This window comes from Gilliamella sp. BG1 (assembly GCF_046635625.1).
GTDB lineage: Bacteria > Pseudomonadota > Gammaproteobacteria > Enterobacterales > Orbaceae > Gilliamella > Gilliamella bombi.
Window position 1 is genome coordinate 1 of record NZ_JBIDFG010000004.1, and the last position, 26,153, is coordinate 26,153.

Consider the following 26,153-nt stretch of genomic DNA (forward strand, 5'->3'; position numbering starts at 1 on the left):
GTTACAGTAATTGGACTACTCAGCTAGCTGTTACCCCCCGTAACAGTAATTAGACTACTCAGCTAGCTGTTGCCCCCGTAACAGTAATTAGACTACTCAGCTAGCTGTTGCCCCCCGTAACAGTAATTAGACTACTCAGCTAGCTGTAACCCCCCGTTACAGTAATTGGACTACTCAGCTAGCTGTTACCCCCCGTAACAATAATTGGACTACTCAGCTAGCTGTAACCCCCCGTTACAGTAATTGGACTACTCAGCTAGCTGTTACCCCCCGTTACAGTAATTGGACTACTCAGCTAGCTGTAACCCCCCGTTACAGTAATTAGACTACTTAGCTAGCTGTAACCCCCCGTTACATTAAGGATTAACCTCACATAACATGTTTTTTAATGGATTCAAGAGTTGTTCTATTTCTTCTTTGCTAATCATCTTCTTCTCAACAGGTAAGACTCTTGAAATTTCCTGTTTGCTAGGATCCTCATCTGCTGTGGTTCCCTGATTACGCGTTGAAATGAGGTTATATTCACCCCGAGCGGCTTTTTGTATATTTGTTACAAGATAAGCAGTCATATTTTTAATTTTAGTAATATCTTTCATCGAGATAGTTTTTAATACATTATTGGCAATTTGTATGTCTAAACTATTTTTATTTATCGCACTGATAACATCATTCAATCCTTGAATACCAAGATTAGCTTTAATGTTACCTGGAACATTTAAATCTAAAAAAACATTACTATTAGTAGTACTACTATATAAACTACTACTAGTAGTACTACTAGGTGAATCATAACATAATGATTTTTTAGGTAGTTTCTTTTTGGAACTTAGTGAGTTTAGGCTTAGTTCACTTTTGGAACTTAGTTGTTTTTCACTTAGTTCCTTTTGGGAACTTGGCGTTTTTTCACTTAGTTTCTTCTGGGAACTTAATAAGTTTTGTAAGTGAGTGAGTAACGATGATGCAATATTATTAAACTTGTAATTTATATTGCTTTCATTTTTTGAATCGTTAATGTGCAAAAAAATGTTTTTGTCAGATTGAGTGCTTTTATTGATATATTCGTTGATTAGATTGTATGCAAGTATCGCTAATGATTTTGTAATGCTACTTTTATTTAACAATGATGTTAAAATGTGTATAACACTGTCATCTATAATCTTTTCAAGAGGCAGTGCTGTATTATGAAGAATATAAATATTACCCATAATTTGACCATTACTACTTCTAATCATTCTAAATGACAACCAGCCCGATAAAACTAATCTAGAAAGTATTTCTCGTACAGTTTTTCTAGACAATGTACCGCCTAGGTTCCCCCACAGCTTTTGTAAATTATCGTAAGTTGGAAAGTAGTTATTGTGCCTGTATTTTTGTAATTCAATATACAACCGTTGCCAAGCATATTTATCTAATGATGTAATTGAATCATCTTCTAATAATGCGCGAGGCATTGAGTCATATTGATGACCTGCAAAAAACATGGCAATCTTTTCATCAGAAGAAATGCTATTTGTTTTCTGCTCAACTAATGTATTACGTAATACGCTAATTTGATTTTCAAAATCTACCATAATATTTACAAACTATTTGAATTAATTAATGGCTCTAGCTCTTTAATTACCGATGTTAATGTCAAAGGCTCAGTATTATCATCGCTCATCATCGAAACATGTTGAGTAATATCCATATAAACTAACAAGCGATTTAGATCATCATTTATTACAATATCTGGATTTTCATTTTTTTTAAGCTGCCATTGTTCCCAAATAACTATTTTTTCGGCTTCATCAGGTTTCCTAAAACGCCCCTTTGATACAGTTAAATCCTTTAGTTTTCTGGAACAACTAATATCAGATGTTGATAACCCAAAATATTTATTTAAAATTTCTATAGATGCGCCTAGTGAATGTGCTTTGTCAATAATATGGCTTCTTTCTTCAAATTCTTTTGCTCTTGCAAGTACAACATCAAATAATTTTGTATCTATAGTAACTTGAATCAATAGCACAGGTGAGTTTGCAATATAAGTAACTTGTGAATAACTCAATTCTTTCATTTGTTTTAAGTGTTCAATTGTAAATCCCATTTCAATTAATGAGTGAATCTTTCCTTCATTAATAAAATTATGAACCATGTTCAATATCGCCAAATTTATATTATTACTGACACTTACCATGATATGCCCTATATTTCCTATATTTAATGTTGTTGATTTAAAAACTCGTTATAAACTCGGAACAATCGAATAATTCGTAAAAATTTAATCACTAAAAAATCATTGAATTCAGTAATTAAATAATGCATACTAATTAGTTCTTCTGTCTGTTTTGTAAGTAATGATAATAATAGTTTATATGCGGTGCGTTTTTTGCTATCTACTTCATCTTCTGTAGAGAGGGGATTAAATGCAATAATGGGTAATTTTGATTTATCTTTATCGTCAATTGAAAATGCAAAAGATTGGTTATTGATGCCTAGCTCATCAAAAATATCAAGTACATGCCCTGCAATATCTCGAAAAACATATTCATAATTAGTAGCTTCTTCAGGCAGTTTCCAAATATCTAGGATAGGTGTTCTTTCCGTTTTCCCGTATGTATTTAAATTAGCACTGAGACTATAAGCATGTGGATTAATTTTAGTTAAATCAGTACTTTTAATTATGTCTTCCATTACTAATTCAACATCAGCTCCGTCATGTACAGTAATATCACCAGAGGGTAAAACAGTATAAGCAGTTTCCGATTCAGGTTCATCATCGGATATGATTGTTGGATTTGTCCTTTTTAATGAAATTGGGTCAACTTTAGTTGATTGTTGGCTACTAACATTAGTTTCTGATGAAATATCCTGTTGCAATTGATCTTTTAATGTTGGAACAACTTCCAATCCACCTTGTCCAGCATTTTTGCTAACATCAATTGGTGACAAGTTTTTCTTTATCCCTTTATGGTTTTTTTCCTCTAATTCAAATTCAAAAAGCTGATAGCTAATTCCCAACAATTTCGCAAAATAACCAAACATCTCGTCTTGTAAACGTTCATAACTAAATAATTCTGGCTCATAATCAAATTCACTTAATACTAAATTAAAACCTTCAACAAAAGCATTGTCGTCATCATATTTTTCTGAACGTTTATATAAATCCCAACATATACTTCTTAACATTAGAATTTTTTCAATTTGATTTCGACTCAATCCTAATTTCAGAATCTCTGGGATATAAGGATATAAATAATCAACTGTATTTAGCATCTTGTTGATCAATGCATGTGAAATAGGATATCCATGATTTTTTAAACACTCACTCAACTCTCGTGAAGATAGTGGTTTACCTACTTCTTCTTCATACAAAACTTTACTCTTTGAAACACCCAATGCTTTTTCTATGAATGTATAATCACTACGAAGGCCATTTTCAGTTAAATGTCCAACAATGGATTTCAGCTCTCCGCCCCAAGGCCTGAAAATACAATTAATTGTATAAAAGCGTTTATCGCCAGTTTCTTCATACAACTCTTTCAAAATTTGTAATCGTGTATTTCCCCCATCAGAAATTACATACCCTTCCTCTCCTGGCATTTTTGTAATGGCAGGAGCATGATCAAGTCCTTTTTTTCGAATAGATTCTTTAATATCTTCATATGATTCATTTTTTTTCAATCGTGGTAATACCTGACTAGGTCTTAATTCGTCAAGACTGACCCGCATAGGCATTTCATTCAATGTAATTTTAGTGGTTGCCCTATCACCGTCTGGGAAACCTGTAGATATACGTTCACGCATAACATCAACAGATGATTTTTGTTCTACCATAATATTAATATTTTCCTTAAACTAAATTTTGATAATGCATGTATGGCCCATCAAATTTGACTGCTACTTTACCAGTCGCTGCATTACGAGCTTTGGCCACTATTAATTCACCAGTCCCTTTAGCTTCACTGTTTTCGTTATAGACTTCATCTCGATACAGTAATATTACTGTTGTCGCATCTTGCTCTAAACTGCCAGATTCTTTCAAATCAGACAAAAGAGGATGTTTATCAGAACGAGATTCAACTGAGCGGTTTAGTTGTGAAAGCAGAACTAAAGGAATATTGAAATCTTTACAATGAATTTTTAGCTGTCTACTAATATTGCCCACTTCAACAGCACGATTTTCATTGTTTTTTTCACCTGATGACATTAACTGTACATAATCAACTGCAACAAATATTGGTTGGCCATATAAACGTGTATAGCGCTGAACTTTACGTCTAAAAATAGCTGGAGTTAAATACGCATTATCATCAATAATAAGAAATTTTTTTAATTTCAATAAAATTGCAATCGCTGCAGAAATTTTTCCGTAATCACTATCGTCAAGATTTTTATTTTTTATATCGATAAATGGTACATGGGATAATGTAGCTAATAATCGCAACATCAACGATTGCGCATCCATTTCTAAACTAAAAACAAAAACAGGTTGTATAGGTAAATTAGGATTATCATTAAGCGCTATTATTTGATTGTAAATCAATGAAATAAGAAATGCTGTTTTCCCCATTGAAGGTCTTGCGGCAATAATTGTAATTTCCTTGGGTTCCAACCCACCTATTTTAGAATCCAAATTTTTAAAACCTGTTGGAATAAATGGAGAGTGCTCCGTTTCCAAAAATGTCATAATATTATTCAACATTGCTGGTATAAGTTGCTCATCTTGATTATCTACAGCATGTCCCAACTGAAAAAGTTCGGATTCCGTTTGTGCTATAATCTGATTACTGCTGTCTGAATTACTAAATGACGCTTTTGTGAGCTTTTTTATCAATGTTTTTGCAATATTATTTGCACTACGAGCTTTTGTATAATTGCGTAAAATTGATGCGTAGTGTTTAAAATTTGTTGCACGTGGTGTATCTCTACTCAACTCAGCTAAATATGCTAACCCCCCGCAATTTTTTAGTTGTTCTTCGGAAAGAGCCTGAGATACAGTCAGAATATCCGCATGCTTACCTTCTTGAATTAAAGAAACTATGGCATTAAAAATCAATTTGTGCTGTGGTATATAAAAATCATCCACTTTTATTTCAAATGTATCATCAATACAGCTATTATCGATTAATAATGCACCCAGTACCGATCGCTCAGTATCATTAGAATAAAATTGCTTATTCATATAATCACCTTGTTATTTATTGTGAACAGAAATAAAAATGATTAATGAGCAATTTCGGTTTTCATAAATGCATCAAATTGTGATTTGTACCCAGGTAATAGGTGTTGACACAAATAATAAATATCATCTTTGATACTTTGGGCTTGGGCTTTTGTTATTTTATACGGATGAGCTACTTTATTTGTTGGTTCGGTATAATGTTGAAATGCTGCAATACCGAGTGATGCTGCAACTTTGTAACTATTTTTCTTTTTAATATCTTTATCTAAAACAGTAATTTGAAAAGGTAATGGTGGCAGAGATTTGATTTGTTGATTAAAAAGTTCTTTTATACGACGGCAATCATTATTTTCTTCTACTCGATTAAAAAACGTATAAACAGGAGGTAATTCTATTCCGTAGTCAGTGAAAGGAATCAAACTTCTAAACAAATTAGAAATAGTACCCCGTAGATATTCTCGAACGCCTGGCATGGAAGGATCTAGCGGAGATAAAACCACATCAGAAGCAAGTACTGCCATGTTAACAGTAGGATCAATTGTTCCTACAGTATCAATGACTATCACATCATACTCACTTTTGAGAAGTTTTAAGCATGATTTTAAACGGATAATACCATCGGCCGAAGCGTTTAAATGTGAAACGATTTCTTGTCTAACGCTGTTTGATGACATAACATCTAATTTTTGTGTTGTTGTCTCAGATATTAGTTTATCTAAATCTGTTTCATGCATTATAAGAAACTCATAAACGCCATACGGAGCTTCTTTTTGCAATGGAAAATATGAACAAGCTGTAGGCTGCTCTAAATCAAAATCCAGTAATAGTGTTTTTAACCCCGAATGTGCTATAAATGCAGCAATATTAACTGCTGTGGTAGATTTGGTAGAACCGCCTTTCGTGTCTGCTATAGTGATCACTGTTGCATTTTTTTTCATGATATTAACCCTTAAAAAATTAAAAATTTATTAAACATTAAAATCATGATATTGATTGATGGTGGCCCCTACTGGACTTGAACCAGTGACCAATCGATTATGAGTCGACTGCTCTGACCAACTGAGCTAAGGGGCCATTTGGATGTGCTACTTAGTTAGTAGGGTTGCGATTATAATAGAGTTAAATCGAATTTGCTATAGTTAATTAATAAAATAGGTCGGTTTGATTATTTATTGTCCTGTGATTTATTAGATTTTATACAAGTTTAATTACTGATATTTTTTGTTTAATTAAACTGCTACAATAATTTAGTTTATTATTGATTGTTGTTTTATTGGTTGAGGAAATATTATGTCTATAAAAAAATTATTATTCATTGGTGTTGCGATGGTTGCGACTTTGCTTTTAGGTGCTTGTAGTAGTTCTAACTATCAAACTACTTCTGCCGGTAGTCAAGTTCAGTTTATTGATACTAAACCAGCTGCTTCTTGTCAGTTATTAGGTAAAGCAGAGGGGCGTCGTAGTAGTTTTTTTTCTGGTCTTAAAACACATAGTGAACTTATTCGTGATGCGGCTTCTGACCTGATGAATAAAGCTGCTGCAATGGGTGGTAATGTGATTTATAATGCACAGGATACTTCAATGCAATATATTTCTGATATTGCACCAACAGATGCGGTTATGGTTGGTGAGGTTTATAGCTGTAAATAATGCTGATTAAATGAAAAAGGGAGGTTTGCCTCCCTTTTTGCTGATAGTAATGACTTGTAATATTTTGAGTTAATTTAGCTATTTTGTTTTTCAAATCGCTGCATAAAATCAATTAAATAATTGACGCCTTCTTGATCCATAGCGTTATAAATTGATGCTCGCATACCTCCTGCAATTCGGTGACCTTTAATGCCAATAATGTTGGCTTGAGTTGCTTCGCTTACAAATTTTTTATCCAACTCTTCATTCGGTGATAAGAAGGTAACATTCATAATTGACCGATTAGCTACTGCAACATTATTTCGATAAAAATCAGATTGATCGATAAATTGATATAGTAATTGTGCTTTAGCTTGATTTCGTTGCTGCATTGCTTTTAGTCCACCAAGACTTTTTATCCATTTAAACACTAGCCCCGACAAATACCATGCAAATGTAGGTGGAGTGTTAAACATTGAATCGTTGTCCATTAAGATTTTATAATCTAGTACTGATGGTAACATTTTTTTTGCATGGCCAATTAGATCTTCTCGCACAATGATAATGGTAATACCTGATGGACCAATATTTTTTTGAGCACCCGCATAAATTATGCCATATCGGTTTATGTCAATAGGTTGCGATAATATACACGATGATAAGTCAGCTACAACGGTTTTATCACCAAAGTTGGGTTCTTCAAAGATTTGAACGCCATCAATTGTTTCGTTTGGACAATAGTGTACATAGGCAGCATTGTCATTTAATTGCCATTCTAACATAGATTTAACAGCCGTTAATCCGTTTTGTTTGATAACAACATTTTGTTCATTCACTTGGCAATATTTGCTGGCTTCTTTGATTGCGCATTGGCTCCAATAACCACTGTTAATATAGTCGGCACTGGTTTTATTTCCTAAAATATTTAATGGAACTGCAGCAAATTGTGCTCTGGCACCACCTTGGCAATAAAGAATTTTGTAATTGTTTGGAATGTTTAAGATTTCTCGTAGGTCGTTGGTGGCCTCAATAGCACAAGCGTCAAAATCTTTACCTCTATGGCTTAATTCCATGACTGAAGCGCCTGTATTATGCCAATTTAATAATTCAGTTTGAACTTGTTTTAATACTTCAGCAGGCAATTTTGCTGGACCTGCACTAAAATTATAACTTTTACTCATTATGCTTCACTTTAATCCATTCAAAAAAGAATTCTATTTTTACACTGTATGAACAGATATACAATCATATTTTTTGTTAAAAAGTTTCAGGTAACTATGTGTTTCAGTATAAAAATACCAGCTAATACAGGTATAGTTGTTATTAGATTAATATAGCTGTTTATAAAGTTGTTGCTTGGCAACTTCAATCGCTGATTTTACCTGTTGTGGTGAAACCCCACCTTTGGCACATCGTTTAGCTAGACATGATTCTAGCGATAATATTGGATAAACATCATTATCAATAACTGGGCTAAATTTTTGTAGTTCTTCAAGCGAAAGTTCTTCGAGCGCTTTTTGCTTTGCAATAGCATCAACAACTGCTTCGCCAACAATGTGGTGTGCCTCACGGAACGGTATGCCTTTGGCAACTAAGTAATCAGCCAGTTCAGTTGCATTAGAATAACCTTGTTTGGCAGCTTCTTGGCAATTTGTATAGTTAATTTTAATATCCTCTAGTACTAGTGTGGCCATATCTAAGCATTCTTGCCAAGTATCAAGTGCGTCAAATAGATGCTCTTTGTCTTCTTGTAAATCTTTATTATAAGCAAGCGGTAAACCTTTGAAGGTCATTAAGGCACCTGTTAATGCACCCGCAACCCGCCCTATTTTGCCACGAATCAGTTCTAATGCATCTGGATTCTTTTTTTGTGGCATGAGTGAAGATCCTGAAGTCACTCGATCTGATAGTTCAACAAAATTATCTTCACCGCTATTGAAAATAATAAGATCTTCAGCAAAACGCGATAGGTGTACCATACCTATTGAAGCATTATTTAATAGTTCAAGAATGTGATCACGATCAGATACCGAATCCAAACTATTATTAGTTGCTTGAGCAAACCCTAACCAATGCGCTAATTGTTCACGATCCATTGGATAGGCAGTTCCGGCTAATGCACCTGAGCCTAATGGACTAGCATCTAAACGTTGCAATGTATCTTCTAAACGGCTGACATCACGACTTAGCATTTCAAAATAAGCCAAGCACCAATGCGCAAATGTAATTGGTTGTGCTCGTTGCAAGTGGGTGTAACCAGGCATAATGGCTTTTTGGTGCTGTTCAGCGGTTGTAATTAGTAATTGGCGTAAGTGATTTATCGCATTAATTAAATGAGGAATTTGGTCTTTACACCATAATTTTAAGTCGGTTGTTGATTGGTCATTACGGCTTCGTCCTGTGTGTAATTTTTTACCTAAGTCGCCAATTTTTTCAATCAGTTTTTGTTCAACCCAACTGTGTATGTCTTCGGCATCACTTTGTAAAATTTGGTTAGGATCTTGTTTAACCAATAGTAACAATTCATTTAAGGCTTTTTCTAATTTTTTTTGTTCATCATAAGATATAACGTTAACCGTTACCAATGCTTTTGACCAAGCAATTGAGCCAATGATATCTTGCTCTGCAAGACGATAATCAAAGCGTAATGAATCATTAAAATGCTTAAATCGTTGATCTGCTTCTTGGCTAAAACGCCCACCCCATAATGCCATAATTACCTCAATATTATCTTAAATGAATGTTATCTTAATGATTAGCTGTACAATTTCAATTTTCGTTTTATATATTTATTTTTATAATAAACTTAAATTTAATCAAGAATAATATATACAGGACATTGCCTGTATATATTTATTATTATCACTAGTATATTTGCAAATTGGCGTTTACTTTTTCGCTTTTTTGGCAGTTTGTTTTTGCTGTTCCTCATTTAAAGCACGTATACGCGATGATAATGAGAATAGACGAATAAATCCTCCTGCATGGCTATGATCATAAACTTCATCTTCACCAAATGTAGCAAATTCTTCATTATATAGGCTATTTGGTGATTTCTTTTGCACGGCAGTTGCATTACCTTTATAAAGTTTAACCACTACTTCACCCGTCATGTCTTGTGCCAAAACTTCAGCCGCGGCTTGAATTGATCGACGATATGGTGCAAACCAGCGCCCATCATAAACAACATAAGCCATTTCAATACCTAGTTGTTCACGCCATTTAAAGCTGTCGCGGTCTAATATTAATTGTTCTAAACCACGTAATGCTGTCATCATTATTGTGCCGCCAGGCGTTTCATAACAACCACGCGATTTGATACCGACTAAGCGATTTTCAATGATATCAACTCGACCAACACCATGTTTTGCACCAATTTTATTTAATGTTGCAACACAGTTATATGGTGATAATTTTTTCCCATTTACTGAAACCACTTCGCCTTTTTCAATACCAATGGTTACTAATTCTGGTTGGTTTGGAGCATCTTCAGGCGAAACAGTCCAAGCCCAGCAATCTGTATTAGCTTGGTTCCATGTGCTTTCTAACACACCACCTTCAGTGGAGATATGCCATGCGTTTTCGTCACGGCTGTAAATTTTTTCAACGGTTGCAGTTGTTGGAATTTTACGGACTTTTAAATAATCAATTAATGCTTCGCGTGAACGCAGATCCCATTCACGCCAAGGAGCAATCACTTTAAGTTGTGGTGCAAGTGCAGTATAGGTTGTTTCAAAACGCACTTGGTCATTGCCTTTACCTGTCGCTCCGTGACAGAGTGTATCAGCCCCAACTTCTAACGCATATTCAACTTGCGCCTTTGCAATAATTGGACGAGCCATTGAGGTACCAAGATAATAAGTTCCTTCGTATAAGGCTCCTGTTTTTAAGACCGGATATACGTAATCTTTAACAAATTCTTCTCTTAAATCAACAACTTTACATGCAACTGCACCCGATGCTTTAGCCTTTTTTTCTACATCTTTTAGTTCTTTTGGATCTTGACCTACATTAGCAACAAAGGCATAAACTTCACATCCACCATAATTTTCTTTCAACCAAGGAATAATTGCTGATGTATCCAAGCCACCCGAATAAGCCAACACAACCTTTTTTGTTCCACTTTTTTTCATGTTATACCCTTTCTAAATTAACTGACGATAAAAATGAGTTAAAGACATTTTTTTATTAATTGTTAGATATAGATAACTAGCTTAATATAATAGATGCTCAATATCTAAGCAATGATTCTTGTGCCTGTAGTACCTGATTGCCCATTAAATAATTCGATGAGTTGGTGGGATTCTTTCCAACTAGCAATATCAATTGGTCGTCCTAAGGCCTTGGCGGCTTCGAAAGCTGAATTCACTTTAACAACCATACCGTCTGTAATAACACCTTTAGCAATCAGTTGCTCCGCTTGTGATTGAGTTAATGATTCAATGCGTTGTTTGTTTTCGTCAAGTACGCCAACTACATCAGACAATAATATTAAATCTGCATTTAAGGTCTTAGCTAGTGCTACCGCTGCGTGATCGGCATTAACATTCATCATTTGTCCCGCTTGAGTAATACCAATCGAGCTAATAATGGGAAGGTACCCCGAATTAATAAGTAGATTTATTAATGTAGGATCGCCAGCTTTGGCTTCACCAACATAACCTAAATCTTCTGAAATTTGTTTAACTTCTACACTATTACCATCAGCTAAACAGAGTCCTACACTTGCTATTTGCTGTTTTTTTGCTTCTGACAATAAAGTAGTATTGGCACTGCCAGCAAGGCTACCAACAATAACATCAATTTGATCAGCAGGAGTTACCCGTAATCCATTGCGACGGACTACGGGTAAAGAAAGCCTATCCATTAATGAATCAACTACCGTACCACCACCATGAACAATAATTAATGATCGTTGAAAAATTTTTTTGTACTCACTAATAACGTCAAATAATTTACTTAAGGCATCTTTATTGTCGAGCAATACGCCTCCAAGTTTTATAATTAATGGTTTCATTTTAGTTTCCTATTAATTTAACCTACTTTTAATTCATTAAAAATTTTGTACAGAGCTTTTGAAATAATTCACTCATTTTTATAATAATGACGTGGTTTCATCAAAATTATATCGAATGTTCATACACTGCACTGCTTGTGCTGCTGCGCCTTTTAATAAGTTATCTTCAACAGAAATTAATATTAAATGACGATCTTTTAATACAAATCCAATATCACAATAAGGCAAACCAATGACAGATTTTAATGCTGGCCAATCTTTTTGATAAATTCTAATCAAAGGCTTATTTTTGTAATATTTATTTAGAGCTTTGAGGATATCTTGTGATGTAACACCTTCATTTACTCGGCAAGTAATTGTGGCGTGGATACCTTGTTTAAAACTGCCTAAATGAGGTGTAAAGATCACTTCTTGACCTAAATGTATTGCAATTTCGGGTTGGTGCCGATGAGTAAAAAGTCCATAGGCATGTAAACTTACTTCACAAAATATATTATTATGCGAAGGTTTTCGCCCTGCTCCACTCACCCCACTCACAGCATTAATAACAGGCCATTGTGAATTATCTAATAGCCCCTCCTCGATTAATGGTTTTAATGGTAATTGTGATGCTGTAGGATAACATCCTGGTACAGCAATCAGTTGTGCCTGTTTGATTTGTTCACTATTCCATTCTGCTAAGCCATAAACTGCTTTATCTAACCATTTTGGGTGCTGATGGATAAAACCATAATAATCGGTATAAAAAGAAGCAGAGTTAACTCTAAACGCACCCGACAAATCAAAAACTGTACAACCATGTTCTAAAAAATAAGGAGCTATATTGTGGCTGACTGCATGTTCAGTAGCTAAAAAAACTATATCAAGATCATTGATATAGGCAGAATAATCTGCAGTGGCAATAAGTGGTAAGTCAACAACACCTTTTAATTGAGGGTGTAAATCATAATCAGAAATAAGCTTACCACCGTCTTGGCTGTTTTCAGACACAGTTAAAGCAATAAGTTGTATATGCGGATGCTTGTGTAAATAATGAGCTAATTTTGCCCCTGCATAACCACTTGCACCAACAATAATTGCTTTTAACATACCCTACCCTTATCTATTTTTTATGCAATAATGTGCATATAGTAGGTTATTTATAAGGCTATTACAAGCACAAAATGAATTTTTATTCACTTTTTATGAATTTAATTTCAAAATTTTTTTGCAGACGCCCAAATATTCTAACGTATTATGTTGTATTAAATTGTTTTTTAGTAAATATAAACACGAGTAATCTGTTCGAAATGCCTGCCGATAAAGATCGGCAGGTGAAGTGTTGGATTATTTTAATAAAGTTGCTGATTTTAATATCGCTATCAATAATTCCCAATAACGATAAACACTTTGAATGTTAACTTTTTCATCTGGTGAATGTGGCGAAACAATCGTTGGTCCAATTGATATCATATCCAGATTTGGGTAACTTTGTTTAAATAAACCACATTCAAGCCCTGCATGAATCACCATTATTTTGGCTTTCTGAGAAAAAATTTCGTGATATTTATCTTTAGCAAGCTTTAAAAGCTGTGAATCTAAATTAGGTTCCCAACCTGAATAACCGCCACTTATTTCATAATTAGCATCCACTAATTGGCTAAGTGATGTCAATGTTGATACAACCGCATCTTTAGCACTATCGACTTGAGAACGAATAAGAAAATGGACATTCAGTTGATTGTCCTCAATACTAACAATACCTAAATTGAGCGATGTTTCAACCACACCATGAAGTTGATCGCTCATTCTAACTACACCATTAGGCGCTGAATTTAGCCAGCTTATGATTTTATTTTGATGCTCTGTAGTTAATACGCGTTTTACTTTGTTTGATTCAACTTTCGATAACGTTATTTCGATAGCAGGCTCTACATGACCTAACTCACTGTGTAAAATTGTTTGATACTGTTTAACAATGGCTTCTAATTTTGGCAGATCTTGTTTATTTAGTGTAATTTCAACAAAGGCTTCTCTTGGGATCGCATTACGTAGTGAACCACCTTTTATATCAGCTAATCTAAACGAGATATCTTGTGCATATTGCGCTAAAAAGCGAGCCATCAATTTAATTGCATTTCCACGACCAAGATGAATATCACAACCTGAATGCCCCCCTTTTAATCCTTTAAGTGAAATGTTCATATAACAATCATGCTTTTCTGGCATTACTGCATAAGTAACAGCAAAGGTTGTAGTAAAGTCAACGCCGCCAGCACAACCTGTAAATATTTCGCCTTCATCTTCAGAATCAGTATTAATTAGATAGTGACTTTTTAGCCAATTAGGTTGTAAACCAAAGGCTCCGTGCATACCAGTTTCTTCTGATACTGTTATCAATACTTCAATTGGTCCATGTTCAACAGCAGGATCAATTAAAACAGCTAATGCAGATGCTAACCCCACGCCATTATCAGCACCTAATGTCGTTCCTTTGGCTTTTACCCATTCGCCATCAACATAAGCTTGAATTGGGTCAGTTAAAAAGTCGTGACTAGTACCTTCATTTTTTTGTGGTACCATATCCATATGAGCCTGTAACGCAATTGATGGGCACTCTTCCATACCTTTGGTAGCAGGTTTACTTAACAAAATATTACCTACTTTATCAAGTTTGCAATCAATACCATGAGTTTTAGCAAAATCGACGATATATTTAGTTATCATTTGTTCATGGTGAGATGGGTGCGGAATTTTACAGATATCATTAAAAATCTGCCAAACAAATTTAGGCGTTAAGGTAGAAAGCATAATATAACCTCAATATTAAGTATGTAATAAATTAATGAGTGGTTTTTTTTATTGAATCACATTATAATAAGGTGCAATTTTACATCTATTTTTAGTTCATTAATATTTATTTATTCATACAATCGATTAAAATTGCAGGTTACTCAATGTCAACAGATCAAATTTTATTAACAGAAGAAGAAATCCAAGCCAAAAAACAACATAAAGCAGAACTTATTGCTGAAAAGAAAAAATTCAATGTTACTTGGGAAATGTTGCAATCCTATGGGCGCCAACTTTCTGAACGCTTATTACCTGCAAATCAATGGAAAGGTATTATTGCCGTTAGTCGTGGTGGATTAGTTCCAGCGGCAATTTTAGCGCGCGAATTAAGTATTCGTTATGTCGATACCGTTTGTATTTCAAGTTATGATCATGATCATCAACGTGAAAAACTAATATTAAAACAAGCTAATGGCGATGGTGAAGGTTTTATTGTTGTTGATGATTTAGTTGACACTGGTAACACTGCTCATACAATTCGCGAAATGTACCCTAAAGCTCACTTCGTAACTATTTTTGCAAAACCTGCTGGTAAACCACTTGTTGATGATTATGTTGTCGATATTGCACAAGATACTTGGATTGAACAGCCATGGGATACCGGTGTTATGTTTGTTAAACCTATTAGCGATCATAAATAATTGATAAGGAAGTTAAGGTTGTTATGGCAACTACCGAAAATCTAACTGAACAGATATTTAAACCACAATTTGATTATCCTGAAACTTCAACACTTATCAATCGCATTGATAATAGTAATGGTAGTAACATTAGCGCCTTAGATGGGGAAGTTGACTCCAGATGGTATCGAATTATTAATCCTATTTTGTGGCATTGGCGTGGATTACCCAAATTAGAGGCTGAAGCGGTTTTATCAAAAATTGCCGCTTCAACTCGACGCCACACAAATGATACCTGGCTAGACACTGTTGCTGGTTATCAATCTGGCAACTGGGTCTATGAATTTTTAAATCAAGCAGCAGTATGGCAAGCTAAAGCTGAATCAATTGATGAAGCAAATCTTATAGATGAAAATAAAAATAATTTACACAATTATTATCTTATAGCCAGCATATATGCAAGTATTGCTAGTTATCCTCATTTTAAAAATGACCAACTAGCAATGTATGCCCAAACATGCGCTTATCAGTATTATGCAAAAGCTCTTCAATTTTCGCCATTTTTGATAAAAGAACTGGAATTTAAAATCGATAATCGTAGTGTCAAAACAATTTTACATTTACCAAAATGCGAAGGGACTTGTCCTGTTGTGTTGATTTGTAACGCGTTAGGCAATTTGCAGATCGATTATTATCGTTATTTTAGTGAATTTTTAGCGCCGCATGGATTTGCCATGCTAACTGTTGATCTACCAACTGTTGGTTATAGCCGTAACTTTGCTTTATCACAAAATAGTAGCCAAATTCATCAAGCTATATTAGAGCAGTTGTCTTCTGTTCCATGGATAGATGATCATCGGATTATTGTTGCTGGATTTAGGTTTGGTTCACATATTGCCACACGTTTAGCTTATTTGATGCCAAATAAAATAAAAGGCGTATTTAACTTTACTCCGTTTATTCATCAAATCTTTGTTGATAAAGATCTGCAAAAAAATCTACCGAATAGTTATAAAGATATGTTAGCTAGCCGTTTGGGATTGCCTTCAATATCCAACCAACAATTGGCAGCAGAATTAAATTATTTTTCACTAAAAAATCAAGGACTTTTAACTCATGCTTGTCATGTACCTGTTATGAATATCATCTTTGAGGATGATAAGTTAAGTGATCTTTGTGAAGCAAAATTAATTCATTCAATCAAACAAAATAAAGTAATAACTGTACCTAAAACACAGTTACAAAAAAGTTTGCATCAGGCGTTAACACAATCAGTAAATTGGATGAAGTCTGTTATATAACCTGAAAAAATAAGAATATGCTATGACTATTAAAAAACAACAAACCGTGGTTGTTAAATTAGGTACCAGTGTACTAACAGGTGGAACAAAACAACTTGATCGAGCACAAATAGTTGAGTTAATAAGACAATGCGCAAGTCTACATCAAGATGGACATAAAATTATCATTGTTACATCTGGTGCAATTGCAGCTGGACGCGAATATCTTAACTTCCCTACCCTACCTAATACTGTTGCTTCAAAGCAATTACTTGCTTCTGTTGGACAAAGTAAGCTTATTCAACTTTGGGAACAGCTATTTTCTATCTATAAGATCTATATTGGTCAAATGTTACTTACCCGTGCAGACCTTGAAGATCGTGAAAGATTTTTAAATGCCCAAGACGTTTTAAAAGCAATGTTAGATAATCATATCGTTCCAATCATCAATGAAAATGATGCTGTTGCAACCGCAGAAATTAAAGTTGGCGATAATGATAATTTATCAGCACTAGCTGCCATTTTAGCCGAAGCAGATAAGTTGATTTTATTAACCGATATTGAAGGTCTTTATACAGCCGATCCAAGAGCTGATAAAAATGCCAAGTTAATTCATGAAATTGATCATATTGACGATAATTTGCGAAGTATCGCCGGTGATAGTGTTTCAGGGCTTGGCACGGGTGGTATGAGCACAAAATTACAAGCAGCTGAAGTAGCAGGAAGTGCGGGTATAGAAGTTATTATCGCTGCAGGAAATAAACCAAATGTTATTATTGATATTGTCAATAATAAACCGATTGGAACACATTTTTCACCACAAAAAACACCATTAGAACATCGTAAACACTGGTTGTTTGGTGCACCAAAAGCAGGAAAAGTGTTATTAGATGATGGTGCTGTTAATGCGATTTTAAATAATGGTAGTTCGCTATTACCTAAAGGAATTATCAGCGTAGAGAAAGATTTTTCTCGCGGTGAAGTTATTGATATTTGCGACAAATTTGGCAAACGCATTGCGCGAGGTGTCAGTCGTTATAACAGTGATGCTTTAAGGCAAATTGCTGGGCATCATTCTCAAGAAATTAGTCAAATTATTGGCTATGAATATGGTCATGTTGCTGTTCATCGTGATGATATGATAATAAAATAAATAATAAACAAGGAAGGAAAATCATGGGATTAGCTATTGGAGGTATAATTGCTAATTGGTTAGCAGTAGATAGATTTAAATTATATGACTGATGATGATAAGCAATCATTATTAAAAGAAAGAAATAAATAATATAAAACAACTAAATAGTAATATAAAATAGTGGTGATAACAATGTTACAGCAAATGGGTAAAACTGCTAAACTTGCTTCATATCAACTAGCACAATGTCCTACCGCAATGAAAAACAACACGTTGATGGTTATTGCTGATTTATTAGAACAGCATAGCGCAAGTATACTCATTGCAAATGAAAAGGACATCCAAGCGGCAAAAAAACAAAATTTAAACGAAGCCATTTTAGATCGTCTACTCTTAACACCCAAACGATTATCATCTATTGCCAATGATGTCCGTAAAATCATTTCATTAACTGATCCTATTGGTCAAATCATTGATGGTTCTACTTTAGAAAACGGCTTAAAGTTACACCGTCACAGAGTACCACTTGGCGTTATTGGTGCGATTTACGAGGCTCGACCAAATGTAACAATTGATATTACAGCTCTTTGTTTAAAAACAGGCAATGCCGCAATACTTCGCGGGGGTAAAGAAACAATCAATACTAATATGGCCACAATTTCTGTTATTCAAAAAGCGTTAAAACAAGTTGGTTTACCCCAGACAGCTGTTCAATGTATTAATAATCCTGATCGTAAATATATTCATGAGTTACTTAAACTCGATAAGTATATCGATATGATTATCCCCCGAGGTGGTGCATCTTTACATAAATTATGCCGTGAACATTCAACAATACCCGTCATTACAGGTGGTATTGGAGTCTGTCACATTTTTGTTGATGAAAGTGCTGATGTTGATAATGCTCTACCAATTATTGTCAATGCCAAAACTCAGCGTCCAAGCACTTGTAATACGCTTGAAACGTTACTAGTCCACCGAAATATTGCGGAGCAGTTTTTACCAAAACTTTGTCAGGTCATGGCAGATAATAACGTCGTATTACATACTGACCAAAACTGTTATGAAATATTAAAAACAGGTAATGCAACTATCCTACCAGTAAAAAATGAAGAATTACGGCAAGAATGGTTATCAAAAGATTTAAACGTGATCATTGTTGATTCACTTGAATTGGCTGTAGAGCATATCCGCGAGTATGGTACGGGGCATTCGGAATCCATTCTCACGCGTAACTTGCTTAATGCAGAACAGTTCGTAAATCAGGTTGATGCAGCTGCAGTTTATGTCAATGCATCAACACGTTTTACTGATGGTGGGCAATTTGGATTAGGTGCAGAAGTAGCAGTTAGTACACAAAAACTACATGCACGCGGACCAATGGGACTCGAAGCTTTAACTACCTATAAATGGATAGGTTATGGAGACAATTTAATTCGTCAATAATAAAATTCTGTTTAATATAACTGTTCGGACATCCCGAACAGTTTTTATGCTTAACCAAACTAATCAAAATTACGCATTAATAATGCATAATTTAAATCGATTTCTTCAGGAATCGGAATATAAACAATATGACCATCACCTAAACCAGCAGAAACAGGTTGTCCTTTTTTGTTTTCCATTCGCTCAATCGTGAAAGTTTTATTACCTTTCGGCGTCATCATTTCAACGCTATCCCCAACAGAGAATTTATTTTTTACGATAACTTCAGCCAATCCATTTAATCGCTCACCACTAAACTCACCAACAAATTGTTGCCTTTCCGAAACTGAATGGCTATGTTCGTAGTTTTGCATTTCTTCATGCTTATGGCGACGTAAAAATCCTTCCGTATACCCTCGATGAGCAAGTGCATTAAGCTCTTGTAACAAGCGAGGATCAAAAGGTTTACCTTCACTCGCCGCATCAATAGCTTGGCGATACACTTGTGCTGTTCTTGCACAATAATAAAAAGATTTAGTTCTTCCTTCAATCTTGAGCGAATGTACACCAATTTTTGTTAAATCATCTACTAGTTCCACTGCTCTTAAATCCTTTGAGTTCATAATATATGTACCATGCTCATCTTCGTAAGCTTGCATATATTCACCTGGGCGACCTGATTCTTCAAGCATAAATACTTTACTAGTAGTTTGACCAATTCCTAATGTTGGTTCAACTTGTTTTACCGAGATCGGTTCACATTTATGTACAATTTGCCCCACTTCGTCTTCTTTACCCTCAGCAACTTTATATTTCCAACGGCAAGCATTAGTACATGTCCCTTGATTTGAATCACGCTTATTAATATAGCCCGAAAGCAAGCAGCGCCCAGAATATGCCATACACAATGCCCCATGGATAAACACTTCTAACTCCATTTCAGGAACTTTTTCACGGATTTCAGCAATTTCATCAAGTGATAATTCACGCGATAAGACGACTCGAGTTAATCCCATTTGATGCCAAAATTTTACTGTTGCCCAGTTAACAGCATTCGATTGTACAGATAAGTGAATTTCCATATCAGGAAAATGTTCGCGAACTAACATGATTAAACCTGGATCTGACATGATAAAAGCATCAGGTTTCATATTTACAATGGGTTCTAAATCACGAATAAAAGTTTTTAACTTCGAGTTATGCGGTGCTATATTCACAACTACATAAAACTTCTTACCTTGAGCATGTGCTTCGTTAATACCAATTGCTAGATTTTCATGATTAAATTCATTATTACGAACTCGTAAACTATATCGCGGTTGGCCGGCATAAACAGCATCTGCACCATATGCGAAAGCATAACGCATATTTTTTAAAGAACCGGCAGGGGAAAGTAATTCTGGTTTTGCATATAAATTTGTCATTAAAAATGCCTCTGATTTCAGGTCAGTATTACTTATAAGTAATAGGTTAAGCAAAATAGGATGGGCATTTTACGCTTTAGCCTATCTGTTGGCAAATTTATTATATTCCAAGCTATAAAAAACTTTCAGTTATTGCTTTTCTCGACACTTCTCACTTTATTTAAGTATGATAAGTTAGGTTTTGTTATTCAATAATGGTAAATATTCATCCCATCGGTATTCTCTAATTGGCATGGGATTAACCTCTTTAAAATATAAAACTAATGCAGGTTTAATACCATTCCAATTATCCACAAACTCATATCTAACAAGTTTACCATTTTTGATTAACTTCTTTGCTTTTGCATGATAATTAAAGTAGCCCATAAATAATGTTAATAAATTAGCTTACAAAATTAAAAAATAAATATAACTGAAAAAAGTAAAAATTGATTAATTTAAAAAATGGAGGCGCGTCCCGGAGTCGAACCGAGGTAGACGGATTTGCAATCCGCAGCATGGCCACTCTGCCAACGCGCCTTGGAGGTCTATCTGAATAGGTTGCAAATAGTATCACTGGCTTGACTAATCGTCAAGATTAAATAGATTATAATTACAGCAGTCACTTTATTTTTAACTAAATTTTAAATAATCGACTTTTTTGACAAAATTTTAGTAGCCCAATACATACCAAATAATGATAAGTTTAAAAGTTAATACTAAAATTAGTCAAAACTGATTAAAATTATATAAATAACATGTACCATAAAAATATTTTCTATTTTTTATACTAATTTTATATACTTGTGTTAACTATATTTCATATTATAGGCCTAATTATGATTAATTTAAAATTCAGAGAAGTAAAAAAAGACTTGTCTTCCAAAGAATTAAAGGTCGCTCTGTACATTATGGATCACTCACAAACCCTAAAAAATATGAGTATTCAGACCTTAGCAAAACTTAACCATGTTAGTACAAGTACTATTTTACGTTTGTGTAATAAATTAGGTTATAACGGTTTTAGTGATTTTAAAGTTGACTTGATTTCATCCTCTCCACAAAAACTAAGTGCTGATATTTTACAAGATGATATAAATCTTAATGATACTTTGATAGATGTAAATAGAAAGGTGCAAGCAATGGAAAAATCATCTATCGATGAAACTCATTCAATGATCAAACCTAAAGAGCTAGATAAAGCCATAGATCTAATAATTGCTAGTAATAAAATTATTATTTTTGGTAGCAGTAGCAGTGGTTTAGTCGGTAAAGAGCTTGAATACCAACTTATTAAAATAAAAAAAGATGTTAATTGTCATTTTGACGCACATATTCAAAAAAGTATTGTCAGTACCCTTGATAAAAATGATTTAATTATAATTATATCTCACTCAGGAGAAACACCTGAATGTATTGAGTTATTAAAATTAGGACAAGAAAATAAAGTACCATCAATTGCTATAACTAAAATGGGACAAAGCCAAGTTTCTATGCTAGCTGATATTATATTGAATACTACATCTACAGAACATGTTTCACGTTTAATTCCTATTCGATCTAAAATTTCGCAAATTTCAGTTATCAATATGATTGTGACTAATTTATTTATACGCAAATATGACAAACGTTTGTTATTACAAACTCAAAATAGAGAAGAACGCAAGTACCCTCATCGGTAATATACTCACAGCCATTTAATAATATTTTAGCTATCTTCACAATGATATAGTATTTAATTATTTCATAATAGCTACGATCTTCCTCTTTTTATCTATCAAACTAATAACTCCTATAGAAATTAAAGAAACTTCACAAAACATTTTATTTGTTAAATAGTTACAATTAAACATGATCTAAATCACAATTTTTTAAAAATTTTAAAAAAAATTGATGACTAAAATTAAGTATAGATGTAATTTTATTACTAAATAAATTTAAAACTAAAGTAATAATGTTACATTAAAAATAATTAAAAAGGAAATTGATAATGCATAGACAATTGCCCGTTATTTTAGCTAGCCATGGCTCATTTGCACAAGGTGCACTTGATTGTGCTCAAATGCTAATAGGTAAACAACAAAATATCCGTGTGATATCTGTTCAAATCGATAGCAATATCGAAGAATTACGCCAACAAATAGAGGAAAGTTATCAAGCGCTCAACCAAGGTGACGGTGTAATTATCCTTGTTGATATTATAGGTGGTACACCATGTAATTTGGCGGGAGAATTACTTTTTAAACATGAAGGAATTTTACTTTTTTGTGGATTTAATATTCCAATATTACTTGAAGTTTTAAATAATCGAGAAGGTACACTTAATAATGTAAAAACAGCGATTGAAGAAATATTTCCGCAAAGTTGTATTGATGTTGGACAAGTTTTAAATGCCAAATCTGAGCAATCTACTCTACTGTAAGGAGGTAACAATGCCAATAAATTTAACAAGAATAGATGACCGCCTTATCCACGGTCAAGTGATCACTACTTGGGTAAAAAATTATAATATTGAACAAGTCTTAATTATCAATGATAAAGTTGCAATGGATAAGGTTCAACAATCAGTCTTAACCATGTCTGCTCCTCCAGAATTAAAAGTATTGGTTTTTGGAGTACAACAGTTTATCGACATTATCAAAAAAACACCTATAAAAAAACGCACAATGCTACTTTTTACAAATAGTATAGATGTGAATAAGTTAATTGAAGGTGGTCTAGAAATTGAAAAACTCAATGTAGGAGGAATGCGAATGCAAGAAGGAAGACATCAGCTATCACGGGCGGTATCAGTAACTCATGAAGAGAAACAAGCATTTAAACACATTATTGAAAAAAATGTGAAAGTCGAAATTCAAATGGTACCAAAAGATCCAATTATCGAGCTAAAACCATTGCTTGATTAAACTTTAACAACTTTTTTGTTCATTAATTTGGAGGTTAACTTATGTTAACACAGGCTATTCTTGTCGCCTTTTGGGCGGGAATTTGTTCTATGGATGATGTCGGTCCACAAATGTTACGTCGACCATTATTGACTGGTACAATTGCAGGTATCATCATGGGAGACTTGGTTCAAGGGCTCATAATCAGTGCAACACTAGAGTTAATGTGGATGGGTATTGGCAATATTGGGGCTTATTCTGCGCCAGATATTGTAGCTGGTGCAATTATTGGTGTTTCACTTGGAATTACTACGGGAGGAGGAATTGCAACAGGGATTGCTTTAGGAGTACCAGTATCACTTCTGTGTCAACAATTACTTATTATCTGGCGTTCATTTGCTTGTTTTCTTAATCCATGGGCAACACGGGCTGTTGAAAATGGTAATTATAAAGCACTAAGTAAAGTTCATTTTTTCTCAACTCCTGTATGGTTTTTGATTCGTGCTGTACCTTGTTTTATAGCCATTTACTTTGGTAGTGATCTTATTAAAACAATTTTAGATGCTATCCCACAAAGTATAATCACTGGTATGGGGGTTGCTTCTAAACTAATTCCTGCTGTCGGTATTTGTATTTTATTATTGATGCTATTAAAAGGCAGAATGTGGTTTTTTTTCCTCCTTGGTTTTATGTTAACTACTTATCTAAAATTACCAATTATCCCAATCACTTTTATCGCCTTAGCTTTTGCCGTACTGTATGACATGGCATCAATGAGCAGCAAAAATAATAATGCATATAAACAAGATGATAAATCTGCATTAAATAATAACATTGAAGAGGATTATGACCTATGATAAATGAAAAAAAAATAACAAAGAAAGATCTTAATCGCATTTTTTGGAATTTACAAACAATGTCTTTTTCTTATAACTATGAAAAAATGCAAATGATCGGGTTTGCGCATTGTATGACGCCAGTATTGGATAGGCTTTACCATGATGCTGATAAAGAAACTCGTGTTCGAGCAATGAATCGTCATTTAGAATTTTTTAATTGTCAAATCAATGCTAACGCACTAATTTTAGGCGTAACCGCAGCAATGGAAGAAAAAACGAAAGAAGACGAAAAAGAAGCTGTTGTTTCTGTGAAAGCTGGTTTAATGGGACCATTTGCAGGATTAGGAGATAGCCTATTAAAATTCACTTGGATGCCAATTTGTGGCAGCATTGGAGCTGCTTTTGCTCTACAAGGTAATATTATTGGACCAATTTTAATGTTCCTAATCTATAATATAGTCAATATATTAACTAAATATTTCTTTATTCATTACGGATATAATAAAGGTGTTGATCTAATTGAACAATCCAAAAATTCAAACATTATTCAACGAATAAGTAACTTAGCTAATGTAGTCGGAGTTATGGTTCTTGGCTCTTTAATTGCAACAACGGTTAAAGTATCTACACCATTGGCGATTAATGTCGGTGAGCAATCAGTAAAAATTCAGGAAATGTTTGATAAAGTAATGCCTAACTTTTTAACCTTAATGTTTGCTTTAGGCACATTCTTTTTAGTAAAAAAATTTCAAGGTAAATATACAGTTACATTAATTTTAAGTGTAATGGTAATAGGTGTAATTTTGTCGGTATTTGGAGTTTTAAAATAAGGATGTAACATGAAAAAACAAATTGAAACAGCATCGGTTATCCGTAATAAACAAAATAAATTAAAAATCTCATTTAAAATTAGCAACAATATGCCCGTAGATTTATATTGGACAGATGAAGCCAATATCAATACATCTAATAAAACATTAATAAGTAAAAATATACAAAATGATTTCACTATTGACGATCCTTTACAAACAAAGCGACGAATTTATTTGATATTACAAACTCAAGAACATGATTCATTTTTATTTGGAGAACGTACTCTACCTATTGCAGGCTTAAATAACTTTCGTGACTTTGGCGGTTACTTAGGAAGTAATGGTAAACGAGTAAAATGGGGAAAGCTATATCGTTCTAATCACTTATATGGATTGAAACCTAATGCTGAAAGTTATATTCGATCACTTGGTATCAAGACTATTATAGATTATCGTTGTGCTAACGAAATCAAAACTAGTCCAAATACTTTCATCGGTGAACAAAATACTTTTAATTTAGATGCTTCAGCGCAAACAGCTGAACTTGCTGCTCAATTTGCTGCCGACCCTAGTGATGAAGATCGTGCACTAATTGAAAGCGTACTACACGATATTCCTAAGGAATTAGTTAATGGTAAAGGCATACAAGTTCTTGAACAATATCGTAATTTTGTATTAAGTGACAAATCGAAAAATGCCTATAAACAGATGCTTCAAATAATGTTAGAACCAAACAATAGCCCAAACATACAACATTGTCGAGGAGGTAAAGACCGCACAGGTTATGGTGTGTTATTATTACAAGTAATGTTAGGAGTATCAGAGGAAGACATTATTTATGATTACATGTTAACACATCAAAATCGTTTAGAACGAAACAAAATAAAAATGGCTGCATATCGAAAAATTACGGATAATGAAGATGTGTTAGGTTATTTATTGAGTTTAATTGATACGCGTGAAAGTTTTGTTATTGAAATTCTCAATACTATGAAAGAAGTTGCTGGCACTCCAGCTAATTACATCAAGCAAGAATTAGGTTTCACAGAGCAAGATTTTAAAACTATGCAAAAGAATTATCTAGAAGATTAATATAACTTTTATTAATAATA

At 33.8% G+C, this 26,153-nt stretch carries 24 protein-coding genes and 2 tRNA genes; 11 read left to right on the plus strand and 15 right to left on the minus strand.

Annotation, left to right across the window (positions count from 1 at the left end; genetic code table 11):
- Positions 1–356 precede the first annotated feature (356 nt).
- The 6 genes from ACGH80_RS02380 to ACGH80_RS02405 form a co-directional block, all read right to left on the minus strand.
- A complete protein-coding gene (locus ACGH80_RS02380; protein WP_174798378.1) occupies positions 357–1,571 on the minus strand; it encodes a hypothetical protein in 1,215 nt (404 codons plus the stop codon).
- A 5-nt stretch (positions 1,572–1,576) separates the two neighbouring features.
- Entirely contained in the window at positions 1,577–2,176 is a 600-nt protein-coding gene (locus ACGH80_RS02385) for an STY4526/YPO1902 family pathogenicity island replication protein (RefSeq protein ID WP_255456967.1), read from the minus strand.
- A 23-nt stretch (positions 2,177–2,199) separates the two neighbouring features.
- Entirely contained in the window at positions 2,200–3,816 is a 1,617-nt protein-coding gene (locus ACGH80_RS02390; protein WP_174798380.1) for a ParB family protein, read from the minus strand.
- Between the two features lie 16 nt (positions 3,817–3,832).
- The gene (locus ACGH80_RS02395; RefSeq protein ID WP_065606422.1) at positions 3,833–5,164 is read right to left on the minus strand and encodes a replicative DNA helicase; all 1,332 of its coding nucleotides are present in this window, start codon (positions 5,162–5,164) and stop codon (positions 3,833–3,835) included.
- 41 nt (positions 5,165–5,205) lie between these two features.
- Entirely contained in the window at positions 5,206–6,102 is an 897-nt protein-coding gene (locus ACGH80_RS02400) for a ParA family protein (RefSeq protein WP_174798381.1), read from the minus strand.
- Between the two features lie 59 nt (positions 6,103–6,161).
- Positions 6,162–6,238 (minus strand) — tRNA-Ile (locus ACGH80_RS02405).
- A 216-nt stretch (positions 6,239–6,454) separates the two neighbouring features.
- Between ACGH80_RS02405 and ACGH80_RS02410 the strand changes: the two genes are divergently transcribed.
- On the plus strand, positions 6,455–6,814 hold the full coding sequence (locus ACGH80_RS02410) for a DUF4156 domain-containing protein (protein ID WP_174798382.1): 360 nt from the start codon (positions 6,455–6,457) through the stop codon (positions 6,812–6,814).
- 74 nt (positions 6,815–6,888) lie between these two features.
- Here ACGH80_RS02410 and serC read toward each other — a convergent pair whose 3' ends face one another.
- From serC to ACGH80_RS02440, 6 genes are all read right to left on the minus strand, one after another.
- Positions 6,889–7,974, minus strand: coding sequence for a 3-phosphoserine/phosphohydroxythreonine transaminase (gene serC, locus ACGH80_RS02415; protein ID WP_174798383.1), 1,086 nt, complete (start codon positions 7,972–7,974; stop codon positions 6,889–6,891).
- Positions 7,975–8,121: 147 nt separating this feature from the next.
- Positions 8,122–9,507 carry an argininosuccinate lyase gene (gene argH / locus ACGH80_RS02420; RefSeq protein ID WP_411630482.1) on the minus strand — a complete coding sequence of 462 codons (1,386 nt, stop codon included), beginning with the start codon at positions 9,505–9,507 and terminating at the stop codon, positions 8,122–8,124.
- Positions 9,508–9,681: 174 nt separating this feature from the next.
- The gene (locus ACGH80_RS02425; RefSeq protein WP_034912769.1) at positions 9,682–10,926 is read right to left on the minus strand and encodes an argininosuccinate synthase; all 1,245 of its coding nucleotides are present in this window, start codon (positions 10,924–10,926) and stop codon (positions 9,682–9,684) included.
- A gap of 104 nt (positions 10,927–11,030) precedes the next feature.
- Positions 11,031–11,810 carry an acetylglutamate kinase gene (gene argB / locus ACGH80_RS02430; RefSeq protein WP_411630483.1) on the minus strand — a complete coding sequence of 260 codons (780 nt, stop codon included), beginning with the start codon at positions 11,808–11,810 and terminating at the stop codon, positions 11,031–11,033.
- Between the two features lie 78 nt (positions 11,811–11,888).
- Positions 11,889–12,899, minus strand: a complete 1,011-nt coding sequence (gene argC / locus ACGH80_RS02435) for an N-acetyl-gamma-glutamyl-phosphate reductase (RefSeq protein ID WP_296301372.1) — start codon at positions 12,897–12,899, stop codon at positions 11,889–11,891.
- Positions 12,900–13,136: 237 nt separating this feature from the next.
- Positions 13,137–14,600 (minus strand): aminoacyl-histidine dipeptidase, encoded by a 1,464-nt coding sequence (locus tag ACGH80_RS02440; RefSeq protein ID WP_085165796.1) that lies wholly within the window; start codon positions 14,598–14,600, stop codon positions 13,137–13,139.
- Positions 14,601–14,746: 146 nt separating this feature from the next.
- On the opposite strand from ACGH80_RS02440, the gene gpt reads away from it, so the two are divergent.
- The 4 genes from gpt (at position 14,747) to proA (ending at position 19,123) form a co-directional block, all read left to right on the plus strand.
- A complete protein-coding gene (gene gpt, locus ACGH80_RS02445; protein WP_081296839.1) occupies positions 14,747–15,283 on the plus strand; it encodes a xanthine phosphoribosyltransferase in 537 nt (178 codons plus the stop codon).
- Positions 15,284–15,306: 23 nt separating this feature from the next.
- Positions 15,307–16,563 carry an alpha/beta hydrolase gene (locus ACGH80_RS02450; RefSeq protein WP_085165795.1) on the plus strand — a complete coding sequence of 419 codons (1,257 nt, stop codon included), beginning with the start codon at positions 15,307–15,309 and terminating at the stop codon, positions 16,561–16,563.
- A 22-nt stretch (positions 16,564–16,585) separates the two neighbouring features.
- A complete protein-coding gene (gene proB, locus ACGH80_RS02455; RefSeq protein ID WP_085165794.1) occupies positions 16,586–17,695 on the plus strand; it encodes a glutamate 5-kinase in 1,110 nt (369 codons plus the stop codon).
- 174 nt (positions 17,696–17,869) lie between these two features.
- A complete protein-coding gene (gene proA, locus ACGH80_RS02460; protein WP_085165793.1) occupies positions 17,870–19,123 on the plus strand; it encodes a glutamate-5-semialdehyde dehydrogenase in 1,254 nt (417 codons plus the stop codon).
- 59 nt (positions 19,124–19,182) lie between these two features.
- Here the strand turns inward: proA and yegQ are convergent, their stop codons facing one another.
- The 3 genes from yegQ to ACGH80_RS02475 all read right to left on the minus strand — a co-directional run bounded on the left by yegQ (position 19,183) and on the right by ACGH80_RS02475 (position 21,045).
- A complete protein-coding gene (gene yegQ, locus ACGH80_RS02465; protein ID WP_085165792.1) occupies positions 19,183–20,526 on the minus strand; it encodes a tRNA 5-hydroxyuridine modification protein YegQ in 1,344 nt (447 codons plus the stop codon).
- Positions 20,527–20,700: 174 nt separating this feature from the next.
- Positions 20,701–20,892, minus strand: a complete 192-nt coding sequence (locus tag ACGH80_RS02470) for a thermostable hemolysin delta-VPH (RefSeq protein ID WP_174798388.1) — start codon at positions 20,890–20,892, stop codon at positions 20,701–20,703.
- Between the two features lie 79 nt (positions 20,893–20,971).
- A tRNA-Cys gene (locus ACGH80_RS02475) sits at positions 20,972–21,045 on the minus strand.
- A 299-nt stretch (positions 21,046–21,344) separates the two neighbouring features.
- Between ACGH80_RS02475 and ACGH80_RS02480 the strand changes: the two genes are divergently transcribed.
- From ACGH80_RS02480 to ACGH80_RS02505, 6 genes are all read left to right on the plus strand, one after another.
- Positions 21,345–22,187: a MurR/RpiR family transcriptional regulator gene (locus ACGH80_RS02480; RefSeq protein WP_174798458.1), complete on the plus strand. Its 843-nt coding sequence runs from the start codon at positions 21,345–21,347 to the stop codon at positions 22,185–22,187.
- 308 nt (positions 22,188–22,495) lie between these two features.
- Complete coding sequence (locus tag ACGH80_RS02485; protein ID WP_411578484.1) at positions 22,496–22,927, plus strand: PTS sugar transporter subunit IIA; 432 nt, start codon at positions 22,496–22,498, stop codon at positions 22,925–22,927.
- Positions 22,928–22,937: 10 nt separating this feature from the next.
- Entirely contained in the window at positions 22,938–23,411 is a 474-nt protein-coding gene (locus ACGH80_RS02490) for a PTS system mannose/fructose/N-acetylgalactosamine-transporter subunit IIB (RefSeq protein ID WP_174798460.1), read from the plus strand.
- Between the two features lie 41 nt (positions 23,412–23,452).
- Positions 23,453–24,247: a PTS mannose/fructose/sorbose/N-acetylgalactosamine transporter subunit IIC gene (locus ACGH80_RS02495; RefSeq protein WP_411630484.1), complete on the plus strand. Its 795-nt coding sequence runs from the start codon at positions 23,453–23,455 to the stop codon at positions 24,245–24,247.
- Positions 24,244–25,059 carry a PTS system mannose/fructose/sorbose family transporter subunit IID gene (locus tag ACGH80_RS02500; RefSeq protein WP_174798462.1) on the plus strand — a complete coding sequence of 272 codons (816 nt, stop codon included), beginning with the start codon at positions 24,244–24,246 and terminating at the stop codon, positions 25,057–25,059. Before ACGH80_RS02495 ends, ACGH80_RS02500 begins: the two co-directional genes overlap by 4 nt.
- A gap of 9 nt (positions 25,060–25,068) precedes the next feature.
- Complete coding sequence (locus tag ACGH80_RS02505) at positions 25,069–26,133, plus strand: tyrosine-protein phosphatase (protein WP_174798463.1); 1,065 nt, start codon at positions 25,069–25,071, stop codon at positions 26,131–26,133.
- The last annotated feature ends 20 nt before the right edge of the window (positions 26,134–26,153 follow it).

Excerpts from the sequence above, each read along its gene's own strand:
- ACGH80_RS02500 (WP_174798462.1), top strand. The coding sequence starts at position 24,244 with ATGATAAATGAAAAAAAAATAACAAAGAAAGATCTTAATCGCATTTTT.
- ACGH80_RS02480 (WP_174798458.1), top strand. The coding sequence starts at position 21,345 with ATGATTAATTTAAAATTCAGAGAAGTAAAAAAAGACTTGTCTTCCAAA.
- ACGH80_RS02495 (WP_411630484.1), top strand. The coding sequence starts at position 23,453 with ATGTTAACACAGGCTATTCTTGTCGCCTTTTGGGCGGGAATTTGTTCT.
- argB (WP_411630483.1), bottom strand. The coding sequence starts at position 11,810 with ATGAAACCATTAATTATAAAACTTGGAGGCGTATTGCTCGACAATAAA.
- gpt (WP_081296839.1), top strand. The coding sequence starts at position 14,747 with ATGTCAACAGATCAAATTTTATTAACAGAAGAAGAAATCCAAGCCAAA.
- argH (WP_411630482.1), bottom strand. The coding sequence starts at position 9,507 with ATGGCATTATGGGGTGGGCGTTTTAGCCAAGAAGCAGATCAACGATTT.
- proB (WP_085165794.1), top strand. The coding sequence starts at position 16,586 with ATGACTATTAAAAAACAACAAACCGTGGTTGTTAAATTAGGTACCAGT.
- ACGH80_RS02505 (WP_174798463.1), top strand. The coding sequence starts at position 25,069 with ATGAAAAAACAAATTGAAACAGCATCGGTTATCCGTAATAAACAAAAT.
- ACGH80_RS02380 (WP_174798378.1), bottom strand. The coding sequence starts at position 1,571 with ATGGTAGATTTTGAAAATCAAATTAGCGTATTACGTAATACATTAGTT.
- ACGH80_RS02385 (WP_255456967.1), bottom strand. The coding sequence starts at position 2,176 with ATGGTAAGTGTCAGTAATAATATAAATTTGGCGATATTGAACATGGTT.
- ACGH80_RS02425 (WP_034912769.1), bottom strand. The coding sequence starts at position 10,926 with ATGAAAAAAAGTGGAACAAAAAAGGTTGTGTTGGCTTATTCGGGTGGC.
- ACGH80_RS02390 (WP_174798380.1), bottom strand. The coding sequence starts at position 3,816 with ATGGTAGAACAAAAATCATCTGTTGATGTTATGCGTGAACGTATATCT.
- argC (WP_296301372.1), bottom strand. The coding sequence starts at position 12,899 with ATGTTAAAAGCAATTATTGTTGGTGCAAGTGGTTATGCAGGGGCAAAA.
- yegQ (WP_085165792.1), bottom strand. The coding sequence starts at position 20,526 with ATGACAAATTTATATGCAAAACCAGAATTACTTTCCCCTGCCGGTTCT.
- ACGH80_RS02470 (WP_174798388.1), bottom strand. The coding sequence starts at position 20,892 with ATGGGCTACTTTAATTATCATGCAAAAGCAAAGAAGTTAATCAAAAAT.
- ACGH80_RS02400 (WP_174798381.1), bottom strand. The coding sequence starts at position 6,102 with ATGAAAAAAAATGCAACAGTGATCACTATAGCAGACACGAAAGGCGGT.
- ACGH80_RS02450 (WP_085165795.1), top strand. The coding sequence starts at position 15,307 with ATGGCAACTACCGAAAATCTAACTGAACAGATATTTAAACCACAATTT.
- serC (WP_174798383.1), bottom strand. The coding sequence starts at position 7,974 with ATGAGTAAAAGTTATAATTTTAGTGCAGGTCCAGCAAAATTGCCTGCT.
- ACGH80_RS02440 (WP_085165796.1), bottom strand. The coding sequence starts at position 14,600 with ATGCTTTCTACCTTAACGCCTAAATTTGTTTGGCAGATTTTTAATGAT.
- ACGH80_RS02410 (WP_174798382.1), top strand. The coding sequence starts at position 6,455 with ATGTCTATAAAAAAATTATTATTCATTGGTGTTGCGATGGTTGCGACT.
- proA (WP_085165793.1), top strand. The coding sequence starts at position 17,870 with ATGTTACAGCAAATGGGTAAAACTGCTAAACTTGCTTCATATCAACTA.
- ACGH80_RS02485 (WP_411578484.1), top strand. The coding sequence starts at position 22,496 with ATGCATAGACAATTGCCCGTTATTTTAGCTAGCCATGGCTCATTTGCA.
- ACGH80_RS02490 (WP_174798460.1), top strand. The coding sequence starts at position 22,938 with ATGCCAATAAATTTAACAAGAATAGATGACCGCCTTATCCACGGTCAA.
- ACGH80_RS02395 (WP_065606422.1), bottom strand. The coding sequence starts at position 5,164 with ATGAATAAGCAATTTTATTCTAATGATACTGAGCGATCGGTACTGGGT.